This window comes from Nocardia sp. NPDC004573 (genome assembly GCF_053602135.1).
On the sequence record NZ_JBSGDA010000025.1, the window covers coordinates 96,295 to 108,125 of the forward strand.

Consider the following 11,831-nt stretch of genomic DNA (forward strand, 5'->3'; position numbering starts at 1 on the left):
GGCAAAGGAATCCGAATTCGATGACCACCCTGGAAATCAAGGACCTGCACGTCGAGGTCGCCAACCCCGACGAGTCCGGCGAGCCCATCAAGATCCTCAAGGGCGTGAACCTCACGGTGAAATCCGGTGAGACGCACGCCATCATGGGCCCGAACGGCTCCGGCAAATCGACGCTCTCCTACGCGATCGCCGGTCACCCGAAGTACACGGTGACCTCCGGCGCGATCACCCTCGACGGCGAGGACGTGCTGGCGATGTCGGTGGACGAGCGTGCGCGTGCGGGCCTGTTCCTCGCCATGCAGTACCCGGTCGAGGTTCCCGGCGTCTCGATGTCGAACTTCCTGCGCACTGCCGCCACCGCCGTGCGCGGCGAGGCCCCCAAGCTGCGGCACTGGGTCAAGGAGGTGAAGGAGTCGATGAGCGAGCTGGAGATCGACGCCGCCTTCGCCGAGCGCAGCGTGAACGAGGGCTTCTCCGGCGGCGAGAAGAAGCGCCACGAGATCCTCCAGTTGGGCCTGCTCAAGCCGAAGATCGCCATCCTGGACGAGACCGACTCCGGCTTGGACGTCGACGCGCTGCGCATCGTCTCCGAAGGGGTCAACCGCTACAGGGAGCGCGAGAACGGCGGTGTCCTGCTGATCACGCACTACACCCGCATCCTGCGCTACATCCAGCCGCAGTTCGTGCACGTCTTCGTCGGCGGCCGCATCGTCGCCGAGGGCGGCCCCGAGCTCGCCGAGGAACTCGACGCCAACGGCTACGTCCGCTTCACTCAGACCGCTACCGCTGGAGCCTGATATGACCGCTACGGTCCGCACCCTCGACGTCGCCCGCATCCGGGCCGACTTCCCGATCCTGAACCGCACGGTCCGGGACGGGAAACCGTTGGTGTACCTGGACTCCGGCGCGACCGCGCAGCGGCCGATCGAGGTGCTCGAAGCCGAACGCGACTTCCTGATCACCAGCAACTCGGCGGTGCACCGCGGCGCGCACCAGCTGGCCGAGGAAGCGACCGACGCCTACGAGGGCGCGCGGGCCGACATCGCGCGGTTCGTCGGCGTCGAGGCGGGCGAGATCGTGTTCACCAAGAACGCCACCGAGTCGTTGAATCTGGTGACCTACGCGTTCGCCGACGACCGGTTCCCCCACCACGTGGGCCCGGGCGACGAGATCGTCGTCACCGAACTGGAGCATCACGCGAATCTGGTGCCCTGGCAGGAGCTGGCGCGCCGCACCGGCGCCACGCTGAAGTGGTACGGCGTGACCGACGAGGGCCGGATCGACCTGGACTCGCTGGAATTGTCGCCTGCCACCAAGGTGATCGCTTTCACCCATCAGTCCAACGTCACCGGCGCCGTGGCTCCGGTCGAGGAACTGGTCCGCCGGGCGAAGGCGGTGGGCGCGCTGGTCGTGCTCGACGCCTGCCAGTCGGTGCCGCACATGCCGGTCGACTTCCGTTCCCTCGGTGTGGATTTCGCCGCGTTCTCCGGTCACAAGATGCTCGGACCCTCTGGCGTCGGCGTGCTCTTCGGCCGCCGCGCGCTGCTGGAGGACATGCCGCCGTTCATCACCGGCGGTTCCATGATCGAGACGGTCTTCATGGACCACAGCACCTACGCGCCGCCGCCGCAGCGCTTCGAGGCCGGTGTGCCGATGACCTCGCAGGTGGTCGGATTGGGCGCGGCCGTGCGGTATCTCGAAGAGATCGGCATGGACGCCGTCGCGGCGCACGAGCACACGCTGGTGGGCGCGGCGCTGGAAGGACTGGCCGGGATCGACGGCGTGCGGGTGATCGGGCCCGCCGAGAACGTCGATCGCGGTGGTGCCGTCGCGTTCGTCGTCGACGGCATCCACGCCCATGACGTCGGGCAGATCCTGGACGACGAGGGCGTCGCCATCAGGGTGGGCCACCACTGCGCGTGGCCGCTGCACCGGCGCTTCGGCGTCGCCGCCACCGCGCGCGCCTCCTTCGCGGTCTACAACACCCTGGCCGAGGTGGACGCGCTGGTCGCCGCCGTGCGGAAGGCGCAGAGCTTCTTCGGAGTTGCATAAGACATGCGCATGGAGCAGATGTACCAGGAAGTGATCCTGGATCACTACAAGCACCCGCATCACCGGGGGCTGCGCGAGCCGTTCGGGGCCGAGGTCCACCACGTGAACCCGACCTGCGGCGACGAGGTGACCCTGCGCGTGCAGTTGGACGACAACGGTGACATCGCCGACGTCTCCTACGACGGGCAGGGCTGCTCGATCAGCCAGGCCGCCACCTCGATCCTCACCGACCAGGTCATCGGCCTGCCGGTGCAGCAGGCGCTGAAGGTGGTCGACTCCTACAGTGAGATGATCTCCAGCCGCGGCACCGTCGAGGGCGACGAGGACGTGATCGGCGACGGCATCGCCTTGGCGGGTGTCTCGAAATACCCCGCGCGGGTGAAGTGCGCGCTGCTCGGGTGGATGGCGTTCAAGGACGCCGTCCTCAGGATCGGCCCCGAGCAGCCCGCCGGCGCCGCGGAAGAGAACTGACACCGTCCGATGGGAAACGGGGAAGCGTCATGAGTGACACACCGGCCACCGACACGACCGAACCGGCCGCGCCGGCCGCCGAACCGGCCGAGCTGTCCGCGGAGGACATCAAGCTGCTCGAGGACATCGAAGAGGCGATGCGCGACGTCGTCGACCCGGAACTGGGCATCAACGTCGTCGATCTCGGCCTGGTCTACGGGTTGCGCGTCGAGGAGGAGAACATCGCGGTCCTCGACATGACGCTGACCTCGGCGGCCTGCCCGCTGACCGACGTCATCGAGGACCAGTCCCGCAACGCGCTGGTGCGCAGCGGGCTGGTCGAAGACCTGAAGATCAACTGGGTCTGGATGCCGCCGTGGGGGCCGGACAAGATCACCGAGGACGGCCGCGAGCAGCTGCGCGCCCTCGGGTTCACGGTGTAAATCGCCGGAGTCGGAAGCAGCCGCCGGATAGCGCCCGAACAAGGTGCTCCGGCGGCTGAGTCATATCCGCCGCATGCAGTGGTGGCGGTCCGGTCACCAGCGACCCTTCCGGTCACACTACCCATCCGCACGGCTGCATCGACCGGTGCTCGGCGCGAAAGGCCTCGTCAGACGAGCGCTGGCCACCGTCGCAGCCAACCAGGCCCGCCAGCGGTCGGCCAAGGTCGATGCCGCGATCGGGCGCGCCGAACGCGGCGAGGACGCCGATTGGGAGCTGGAACCGAAAATCCGCGAAGCGATGTCCCAGGCCGAGACGCGCTTGGAGGCGATTCCGTGGCAGAACCGGACCGCCATGGTCGCCTCGCTGGCCGATGCTCTGGTGTGGTCCTCCGATTCCGAGCTGGCAGCCCAGCGCCTCGACGAACTCACCAACTCCTACGCCCTGAGCTGGGGCGTGCTCATCGACCCCTACGACCTCACAGTCAGCATCGACCCGAACTTCGAAGCCGAACACTTCCAGCGCTACGCCGAAGCGGCCAGCGTGTGGGATCGCGAGTCCGCCGCGATCGACATCGTGGCCGCACTGCCCATGTCCGAAGCCGCGAAGGAAGCCGCGACCCAAGCGGTGATGGCGTGGCGCGGGCCCGAGGTCGATCCGCTGGATCCCGATGAGCATCGGGTCAGCCAAGCCCGGCGCCGCGAGCAGCTCGACGTCGACCTGGCCGCCGCCCGCCTCACCGCCGAGGACCGCGCCCGGGTGGAGTTCGTGGTGGATTACCTGCGCGGGGAAACCTCCCGGGTGGATCTGCTCACCAGCCCGGTGGTCGTCGATCCGGGTGAGGAAGCCCGCGGCCGGGTGGCGGCGCTGCTGGCGTTGTTCGCGAACAACCCCAAAGCCGCGCGCGAGGTCGGCAAGCAGATCTCGGTGCTGACCGACGCCGACCAAGAGCGTGTCCGCGAGGTCGGCCGCGCCATCCAGGCGGGCCAGGCGGTGGATTTCGCGGTGTGGCCCGGCTACGTCAACCGCGAACAATTCCAGGAAGCGCTGATGGAATACGCCGACGACGCTGCCGAGCTGCGCAGCATGGCCGACTACCTCGCCGAAGGCCATCTCACCTCCGAGGAACAGGCTCGCCTCGGCGCGGTCGTCGGCGCGATCACCGACGACACCAACCTGCAGATCACCCGCATGGCCACCCAGCGCGACCAGCTGCTCGACCAGGCCCGCCACGGCAAAGGGCTCACCTCGATGGAGCGCGCGCAGATCGTGTGCACGATCGAGGACATCGACGCCGGAGTCATCGTCGGGCACAAGAAGCTGCCGGAGCTGCTGTGGGCGGATGAGCGCACCAAGGCCAGCCTCGATTTCGCGCGCACCGCCGAGCCCGCTGCGGACCTGTCGAACAGAACACGCTGGCAGATCACCGAGCTGGTCGACGCCTCCAGCACCGCCGCCCCGCACAGCCGCGAGGACCAGCGGCTGCGGTTCGAGGTGTCCTCGATGACCGATTCCCTGTACAGCGTGGCCACCGGATCGCCGGGCACCAGCGTGGATCTGGACCGCCAGCAGTACACGATCAAACGCACCGAGCTGGGTAAGGCGCTGGCCCGCGCGGGCGTGGATCCGGTGGTACAGCAGCGGATCCGGGCTCTCGTCGATGACCGCGCCCGCCAGGCCGGGGAACTCGGCCGCGGCGCTGCCGCTCGCCGCCAGCAGTGGAGGGACAAGACCGCCAACATTGTCGCCGCCCGTGACGACGCGATCGCCCAGCGCCAGGCCGCAGCCGCCGACCGCAGCCCCCGCTCGGGACGCAGCTGCGCGAGCCGGCCCGACCGTGTCGCGCAAGCCGCCTCCCCTGCCCCAGCCCGTTCTGCAGCACGGCGGCCGGTCCACACCTCGGGGGTCCAGCGGTGACCGATACCGAAGCCGTGGATCTGCACGTCATCGCCCGCCTCGACGATCCCGTTGGTGCGGTCGCCGACCTGTACTCCTGCGAGTTGTTCTACAGCGACGACGGCAGCGTCTACGGCCGCCACGTCAGCTGCCGGTGGGAATCCGTTCCCGCCGCCCCGGACGCCCCGGGCAGTCTCGATGCGCTCGACGCCGCGCTCACCGCCGCCGGCTACACCCGCACCGGCGAGTGGCGGCGCAAGACCACCAGCTCCGGCGCGGTGCGGTACTTCACCGTCGCCACGATCCGAGTCGAGGACGTCTGAACGTCCCAGATAGCAGAACAGCCCCGGAGTGACTCCGGGGCTGTTCTGCTATCTGTTCGTATCTTCGGGTCAGTTCTCCCATCCGACTTCGAGGGAGTAGCCGTTCTCGGTCTTCGCGACTCCGACCGTCGCGTGGTCCACAACCTCCCCCGTGGCCCAGCCGATCAGCGCGACGGCAAGCCCTGCGATCACACCGGCCGCTACGTCCTCGCGCATGGCGGTCCATGCCGACACCCGCCGATTCTCGGAACGCCTGGCACCGTTCTGCGGACTCTTTCCGGTCTCTGCCACTTTCACTCCTCTGGCAACAATGCCCAAGACTTCTCCTTGGACGGCTGGACAAATCCAGGCTGCATCAGAAGATATGTGCAGTTCAAGCTACATAGACAGGTCATCATGCGTGGGTTATGTATAGTTGATAAAAAGTGCATATTAGGCAGTTTGTGCGGTAGATACGCGGAGGTATGAGTGGCCAAGAAGGCGCTGAAGATCCCCGACCTTCCCAGTGGGAAGCGGCTGGACTTCTTCCTGTTCATGCAGGACCTGGTGCTGCGGAACGGGGACTGGGCAGTCGCCCGCATCGCCCAGGAGACCGATCTATCGCACCAGGCGGTCTACAAGGCGTTGACCGGCCCGCGTATGCCGAGCCGCCATGTCGCTACGACGATCGCGAAGACGATCGCCGATGACTCTGCCGAAAAAGCCGCGCAACTCCACTGGACCGAGGGAGTTGCCGAGCAAAGGGCACTCGCAGGTAGGCAGCCTCGGCCACGCCGGAGTTCGACTGCCGAGAGCCCGGAGCCTAAGACGGCCGTCGAAATGCTCGCATCAGCGGTCAAAGACGCCGCAGCAGAGTCGGGAAAGTCGATAGGGCAGATCGCGAAGGAAACGGACTTGCCCCGCTCAACCGCGTATGCGGCCGTCTCCGGGAAGAGCTTGCCGTCCGAGTCCACCTGGCGAACTCTGTCTCGCGCGCTCGGCCTCCAAAGACTGGAGAAACTGTATGCCAACGCTATCGACGAGGCAGGGATGTCCGCACGCTTGAAGACACGGAATGACCTGCGCGGCAAGCAACGAAAATGGTTCGATGAAGCCGTTCAGACTACGCAGGATGCGTACAACGAGTGGCAAGGTTTGGTAGAGAGATCGGAGGCGGCAGACGCCGCCGTGGAGGCCGCCCGGCGACAGCTCGAGGACGCACGGCAGACACACAGCCGCCTGATAGATGACCCCGACCATCGCCAAGACCAAATTGATGCCTCCGCAAGCGCTCTACGTGCGGCGCAGCGCGCCTTCGATCAGGCACGGACTGACCGCCACGAGATCGAAGGCCGACGAATCGAAGCGGAAGAGCGCTACTCCAAAGCCACCCTCACCCAAAGTGGCGTCGCTGACAATCTGGGGATAATCAATCTCTCATGGTGAGTGCCGATGCCGTGCGAGGCGAGAACAGCGGAGAATGATTCCATCCCCGAGAGAGGCCGGCGGTCTTGAGGGGGAATGACTCCGTCGTGTCGGTGTCCGCGCTCACACTGGTGCTCCACGTCCAAACTCACCAGGGGGCACCAACGTGACTGAAACAGCAGGGCTTTCGGCGTTCCACCCATCCAGCGAAGAGCTGCGGCAGCGCCGGACTCACCAGTACGCCACGTCGGCCCCGGCGATGACGGCCTTCGCGTTCATCGCCGTCGCCGCCTACGCGGCGTTCGCGACGTTCGGAATCGAATGGGCCCGCCTGGCGGGCGCATCGGCGTGGGAGGCCGCCGTGTGGCCTGTCGCCGTCACCGCGGTCACCATCCAGGCCCTCTACTGCCGGGTGAGGATGACACCCGGCTGGTATCCGAACTGGGCCCGGTGGCTGTTCGAGGCCGTCGCCGGGGCCGGGGTTCTCCTCGCCGGATGCGGCAACGGATTGCACTCCGGCGGCCACCCGCACCAGATCAGCGACGCCGTGTCGGTGCTCGTCGCCGCAGTGCCCGGGTTCTGCTTGATGGTCTCCATCTTCGTGACCGGGACTTTCATGCTGGCGGTGCGCCCGCCCATGCCCAACGCGGCGCTGGTGCTTCGGGAGCTGAAACCACGCAGTGGCGAGACAGCGCGGGACGAGTTCGACCTGCCGGATCTGTCCACGAACAACTGATCGAAGTGCGTCGGCCCCGACCACGTCGGTGCCGAGTGCCGAACGTTCGGAAACCGATACTCGTCGTGGATATGACGGTGGTACGCGCAAACTTGTGGCCAATGCTGTTGCACGCTGGGTCTTACTGGCGCTGATGAAGGAGTACCGCCATGGCCGTCACCAAGCGCGTCCGCTTCGAGGTACTGCGCCGCGACAACTACACCTGCCGATACTGCGGAGCGAAGGCGGAGACGTCGCCGCTCACTGTCGACCATGTCGTCCCGGTGTCGCTCGGCGGGGGTGATGACCCCAGCAACTTGGTGGCCGCGTGTGCCGACTGCAATTCAGGCAAGACGTCGACCGTGCCGGACCAGCCACTCGTCGAGGACGTCGCTGATGACGCCCTTCGATGGGCGCAGGCAATGAACGTGGCGGCGGCTGAGCGGACAGCCGCGTTCGAGGCGAGTCGTCAGGTAGGGAACGAGTTTCGTGCGCTCTGGGATGCCTGGACCATCGGCGGTGAACGCGTTGCGTTGCCGCCGGGCTGGCTGAAATCAGTGAACAGCCTGATGGCGGCCGGACTCACTCTCCACGACTTCGAGGAGCTGATCGAGGTCGCCATGGGATCGCGCGCTCGCGACACCTGGAAGTACTTCTGCGGTTGCTGCTGGAAACGGGTGCAGAAGTCACGGGCCCGGGCTGCCGAGATCATCGCCGCCGACCTCATGGACGAACCGGTGGGAGGTTCCGGTCAAAGCGACGAAGCTGGTCCCGTGACCGAGGTCGACGAGGGCAGAGCAGTCAGGAAGGTATTCGAACCCCAGGTTGAATTCGATGGAGATGCGTGGCAAACGTGGTTCGACGCTGCGTTCGGGGTGGGCGATAACTTCGACCAAGCGCTGTTTGAACGCTGGTCGGCTGCCCAGAAGGCAGAAGAGCAGGCCAGGCAGACCAGTACGGAGCGTAGCGAGGTGTGGGGCTGGTTCAACATGGTCTGGTGCGAGTGGGAGAACCCCCGCACCACAGCGCCATACGATGTTCCCCCCGACTGGATTGAGGTCGTCACCGACGCGCTGATCGACGGACTCACTCGCGATTCGATCGAAGGCTTGGTGCTCGTCGCCATGGAATCCAGCCGGGCGGACAAGTGGGGGCAGTTTCAATCTCTCCTCAACCGCGAGCTCTTCCCCAGCGGTGGGTGAGCAGACGCCGGTGCGGAAAAAGTGTTCAGAAACGATCGCTACCGCTCGTACGGCATGGTCGGATACCCGCCCCACGCCTCAGAAGGGAAGGGCCTCTCCCAGGGCGTGAATGAAATCGCGGGCGACTTCGGCGCCTTCCTCGGTCGCGGCATCTGAGATGCCTGCCGCGATAGGGGAGAAGCCTTTGATCATCGTCACCCCACGCTTGATGATGCCCTTGTCGGGCTCTTCGTTGACTACTTCGGCGAGCACGGTCTCCGCGTTGGCGCGAACTTCGGCGGAGTCCTCGTCCGTGAGGGGGAAGGAGGGCAATCCTGCGAGCAGCTCGGCGAGAGTCGTTGCCAGTTTTTCGTAGCCGGGGGCGACCTGGTCGTTTCGGGCCTGTCCCTGGTTCACGGTGCTGTTGTTCCAGGCGATCTGGGCGTGGTTGCCGTTGACCGTGACGATTGGACCGTTGTAGTTGGTCACGTTCGCGACAGCAGGGTGGATACCATCCACGGTCGTCTGTAGCGGGACGCGCACGGGGTACTTCGCGAACTCCTTCTCGATTTCGCGGGCCATTCGGCGTATGCCTTCATGGTTGATTTCGAACCCACTGGCCACAGATACGCTCCTCAACGATCTCTTGGTGCCCAACAGATTCTCATGCGCAACCGACACCACGCGGCTTCGCCCCAGGAGCGTCGGTGATATCGAAGCTGGCGGTAGTGGAGGTGTTGTAAAACGATCATTTTCCGAACAACTGTATGCGGGGTCAGGGAAACCCTTCGGGCCATCGGGTCTGGCCGTTGTGGAAGCTCGTCACCAAGTGTGCGTTGGTGACGTTCGCCCCGGTCAGGTTGGCGCGGATCACGTTTGCACCGGCCAGGTTCGCGTCGGTCAGATTGGCGGTGTACAAATTCGCCCCGGTCAGGTCCACACCGTTCAGGTCCGCACCAGTCAGGTTCGCGTGGGAGAGGTCGGCGTTGACCAGTTTCGCGCCGCGTAGCTTCGCGCCAACCAGGTTTGCGTTGGCCAGCTCTGCGCCTGTTAGCGTCGCGTATTCCAGATTCGCACCGTTCAGGTCGGCGGTGTACAGTTTCGCGCCGCGTAGCTTCGCGAAGTTCAGCTCCGCGCCGACCAGCTTCGCGCCACCCAGGTACGCGCCGTTCAGGTTCGCCTGAGTCAGGAACGCCCCGGTCAAGTTCGTGCTGTGCAAATTCAGACCGGCGAGATCCAAGCCGCTGAGATTGCACCCCGGGAGCGAGACCTGGTTCAAACGGATGGTGGTGGACTTCCAGGACCTCGGGTCGTTGTCTGGGCGTTCGCGGCGTTGGGAGAGGATGCCGACGATGGTCTGTCGGATCTCGCGTTCGGACAGATCTGGTCTCTCCGGATCGTCCCCGACAGGGAACGGGACACGCAGGTACCACTGGAGCAGATCGATGCAGACCTGGCGTTCATCCTCCTCTCCGAAGGCGTGCCAGTCATCGGCGAGCGCGGTCAGCGCGTAGATCCCGGCTTGGCGGATTGCGGCAGAGTCGTGGGCGATTTGCGCGGCTACGACGGTGTAGCGGTCACGCAACGCCGATTCCCGCGTGCGACGGGAGTCAAGTTGATGCCGTTCTCGCTCGCGGTCCGTGTCGGCCTGGTGATGGGCCGCGTCAAGTTCCCGGGTACGTTGCCCGTTGAGATAGGCCAAGGCGCCCGCACCGAGTGCTCCTGCGCCAGCGAGGATGGTGGCGAGAGGCTGGGAAAAACTCGTGGTCACTCCCGACAACGCCGCCACGCCGAACCCGGCTACGCCGGCCCCGCCCACCATGAGACCAACCGAGCGCCATCGCAATTCGACCGGCCCGCGGCGCGCGGGCTTCTCCCCCTCAGACACGAACGCGACGGTACTGAACCCGACCTGTCCGCGCTGAGCATTCGATCTGAGCCGATTGTTTTCTGAACTCTGTTCGAGAATCGTTCGGTTTTCGGACACTCGACACCCGGCGCCGAAGGCGCAGAATTCCAGCGCATCGCGTTGTCCAAGAAGCGTGTCGAGCCGCCGAGGGAAGCGAGGACGGCCTGGAGGCCGACGAGGCCCGTCGCTCACGCGGAGCGACGGGCCTCGCCGCACAGACGCCGCTGCGCTACGCGAATGGCTTGATCATCCGCGGGATGTAGCTCTAGGACCGGTTGGTAGTCCTCGTCACCTGGGCGCTTCCGGAACGGAGTCAATCCGTGGTGGGTTGATCCCGGTATTGGCCCACGAGGTGTTGGTAGAAGCTGTTCTCCGGCGACTCCAGTGAGATGGCCCGCAGGCCGACGGTGACCTTCCGGCCGACTACCACCGAGTATCCGTCCTGATCGATGCCGAGATCCTCGACGATCGCGGACACCAGTTCGTCGAGCTCGTCATCGGTCACATAGACGGCAAGACGGCATTCCACTGGGACGCGCGCCGGGTCGTATGCGTCGCCCCACGCGCGCTGAGCGAACTCATCGACCGCGGTGACCGGTCCGAAGCTGGTGAAGCATGGGATACGGTTCACCCCGCGGATGCGGTGGGTGCTCTCCTCGAGCGCCAGTGCAACGGGGTGGATTCCCTCGCCGTCGAGGGCGCCGGGCCCGGTCGCGTCCGGCAACCCGAGTCCTACCGCGAACTCCCACACTTGGCGTTCGTCGTCGTCCACGTCCAACCTTCCTGCTATTTCTTCGATGAGCTCTCGACGCGGCAGTGCTTGACCTTCCGCCCCTTGGGCGCAGCCGCTTGCGCCTTGTTCCAGGCGTCTTTCTCCGCGTCCTTGGTCTTACCCGTCCCGGTGTACTTCTCTGGGCCGGTGGCGTCGGTCCGGTCCAGATTCTCGAAGTAGCAGGACAATGTCACGGTCCACTTGGCGGTGAGTTCGAACTGCCAGTGCGGGTGTGCCGCGTCTACGGGTTCGGCCGCAAGCGTCGGTATCTCCGCCTGTGCGATGCCGACCCCGGCTGTCGATGCGCCCGCGATGCACGCAGCCGTCAGCGCGATTGTTGTGACAAGTCGCCGCCCGGCCGAAATGGTTCGCATGTCGTCCCCTCCGTTGGTTGAAGGTATCTCCTTCACTGCTCTTGGACGATGCTGCGGCACACCAGGTTCCATCAGTGACCGGTGTCACAAGGTGATGTTCTATGTTCTGCTCTGCAGCATCTACGAGCAGCCCCCAGGCACCGAAAATTCTGTCCGATACGGCCGAGCGTCATGCGCCACGATCTGCCGTAGACGAGATATTGCCTGATAACTACGGTATGTCGGCGGAACGTGAAAACTGATCACTGCGCGGCAACTCAAAATGGACCACCTGGTCGGTGACCCTGGCTGATATCCGAGCCAGGGAGGACCGA

At 65.6% G+C, this 11,831-nt stretch carries 14 protein-coding genes; 9 read left to right on the top strand and 5 right to left on the bottom strand.

The genetic code is table 11. The annotated features are described in order from the left end of the window. Window positions 1-20 precede the first annotated feature (20 nt). The 6 genes from sufC (at window position 21) to ACWEKR_RS29415 (ending at window position 5,162) form a co-directional block, all read left to right on the top strand. Entirely contained in the window at window positions 21-797 is a 777-nt protein-coding gene (gene sufC / locus ACWEKR_RS29390; RefSeq protein WP_452357204.1) for a Fe-S cluster assembly ATPase SufC, read from the top strand. Between the two features lies 1 nt (window position 798). Then, the gene (locus ACWEKR_RS29395) at window positions 799-2,052 is read left to right on the top strand and encodes a cysteine desulfurase (RefSeq protein ID WP_452357205.1); all 1,254 of its coding nucleotides are present in this window, start codon (window positions 799-801) and stop codon (window positions 2,050-2,052) included. Between the two features lie 3 nt (window positions 2,053-2,055). Beyond that, the gene (gene sufU, locus ACWEKR_RS29400; protein WP_195083488.1) at window positions 2,056-2,523 is read left to right on the top strand and encodes a Fe-S cluster assembly sulfur transfer protein SufU; all 468 of its coding nucleotides are present in this window, start codon (window positions 2,056-2,058) and stop codon (window positions 2,521-2,523) included. Window positions 2,524-2,552: 29 nt separating this feature from the next. Further along, window positions 2,553-2,945: a metal-sulfur cluster assembly factor gene (locus tag ACWEKR_RS29405; RefSeq protein ID WP_159837593.1), complete on the top strand. Its 393-nt coding sequence runs from the start codon at window positions 2,553-2,555 to the stop codon at window positions 2,943-2,945. Window positions 2,946-3,090: 145 nt separating this feature from the next. Beyond that, on the top strand, window positions 3,091-4,860 hold the full coding sequence (locus ACWEKR_RS29410) for a hypothetical protein (RefSeq protein WP_452357206.1): 1,770 nt from the start codon (window positions 3,091-3,093) through the stop codon (window positions 4,858-4,860). Continuing rightward, window positions 4,857-5,162, top strand: coding sequence for a hypothetical protein (locus ACWEKR_RS29415; RefSeq protein WP_452357207.1), 306 nt, complete (start codon window positions 4,857-4,859; stop codon window positions 5,160-5,162). Before ACWEKR_RS29410 ends, ACWEKR_RS29415 begins: the two co-directional genes overlap by 4 nt. A gap of 69 nt (window positions 5,163-5,231) precedes the next feature. Here ACWEKR_RS29415 and ACWEKR_RS29420 read toward each other — a convergent pair whose 3' ends face one another. Then, on the bottom strand, window positions 5,232-5,453 hold the full coding sequence (locus ACWEKR_RS29420; RefSeq protein WP_452357208.1) for a hypothetical protein: 222 nt from the start codon (window positions 5,451-5,453) through the stop codon (window positions 5,232-5,234). A gap of 177 nt (window positions 5,454-5,630) precedes the next feature. On the opposite strand from ACWEKR_RS29420, the gene ACWEKR_RS29425 reads away from it, so the two are divergent. The 3 genes from ACWEKR_RS29425 (at window position 5,631) to ACWEKR_RS29435 (ending at window position 8,483) form a co-directional block, all read left to right on the top strand. Next, window positions 5,631-6,587: a hypothetical protein gene (locus ACWEKR_RS29425; RefSeq protein ID WP_452357209.1), complete on the top strand. Its 957-nt coding sequence runs from the start codon at window positions 5,631-5,633 to the stop codon at window positions 6,585-6,587. A gap of 145 nt (window positions 6,588-6,732) precedes the next feature. Continuing rightward, on the top strand, window positions 6,733-7,302 hold the full coding sequence (locus tag ACWEKR_RS29430) for a hypothetical protein (protein WP_452357210.1): 570 nt from the start codon (window positions 6,733-6,735) through the stop codon (window positions 7,300-7,302). Window positions 7,303-7,451: 149 nt separating this feature from the next. After that, a complete protein-coding gene (locus ACWEKR_RS29435; protein WP_452357211.1) occupies window positions 7,452-8,483 on the top strand; it encodes an HNH endonuclease in 1,032 nt (343 codons plus the stop codon). A 78-nt stretch (window positions 8,484-8,561) separates the two neighbouring features. On the opposite strand, the gene ACWEKR_RS29440 is transcribed toward ACWEKR_RS29435, so the two are convergent. The 4 genes from ACWEKR_RS29440 to ACWEKR_RS29455 all read right to left on the bottom strand — a co-directional run bounded on the left by ACWEKR_RS29440 (window position 8,562) and on the right by ACWEKR_RS29455 (window position 11,517). Then, on the bottom strand, window positions 8,562-9,086 hold the full coding sequence (locus tag ACWEKR_RS29440; RefSeq protein WP_452357212.1) for a hypothetical protein: 525 nt from the start codon (window positions 9,084-9,086) through the stop codon (window positions 8,562-8,564). A 151-nt stretch (window positions 9,087-9,237) separates the two neighbouring features. Then, window positions 9,238-10,350: a pentapeptide repeat-containing protein gene (locus tag ACWEKR_RS29445; protein ID WP_452357213.1), complete on the bottom strand. Its 1,113-nt coding sequence runs from the start codon at window positions 10,348-10,350 to the stop codon at window positions 9,238-9,240. Window positions 10,351-10,684: 334 nt separating this feature from the next. Then, complete coding sequence (locus ACWEKR_RS29450) at window positions 10,685-11,143, bottom strand: hypothetical protein (protein WP_452357214.1); 459 nt, start codon at window positions 11,141-11,143, stop codon at window positions 10,685-10,687. 14 nt (window positions 11,144-11,157) lie between these two features. After that, complete coding sequence (locus tag ACWEKR_RS29455; RefSeq protein ID WP_452357215.1) at window positions 11,158-11,517, bottom strand: hypothetical protein; 360 nt, start codon at window positions 11,515-11,517, stop codon at window positions 11,158-11,160. Window positions 11,518-11,831: the final 314 nt, after the last annotated feature.

Coding starts and splice junctions, on each gene's coding strand:
- sufC (WP_452357204.1), top strand. CDS start 21: ATGACCACCCTGGAAATCAAGGACCTGCACGTCGAGGTCGCCAACCCC.
- ACWEKR_RS29395 (WP_452357205.1), top strand. CDS start 799: ATGACCGCTACGGTCCGCACCCTCGACGTCGCCCGCATCCGGGCCGAC.
- ACWEKR_RS29435 (WP_452357211.1), top strand. CDS start 7,452: ATGGCCGTCACCAAGCGCGTCCGCTTCGAGGTACTGCGCCGCGACAAC.
- sufU (WP_195083488.1), top strand. CDS start 2,056: ATGCGCATGGAGCAGATGTACCAGGAAGTGATCCTGGATCACTACAAG.
- ACWEKR_RS29405 (WP_159837593.1), top strand. CDS start 2,553: ATGAGTGACACACCGGCCACCGACACGACCGAACCGGCCGCGCCGGCC.
- ACWEKR_RS29455 (WP_452357215.1), bottom strand. CDS start 11,517: ATGCGAACCATTTCGGCCGGGCGGCGACTTGTCACAACAATCGCGCTG.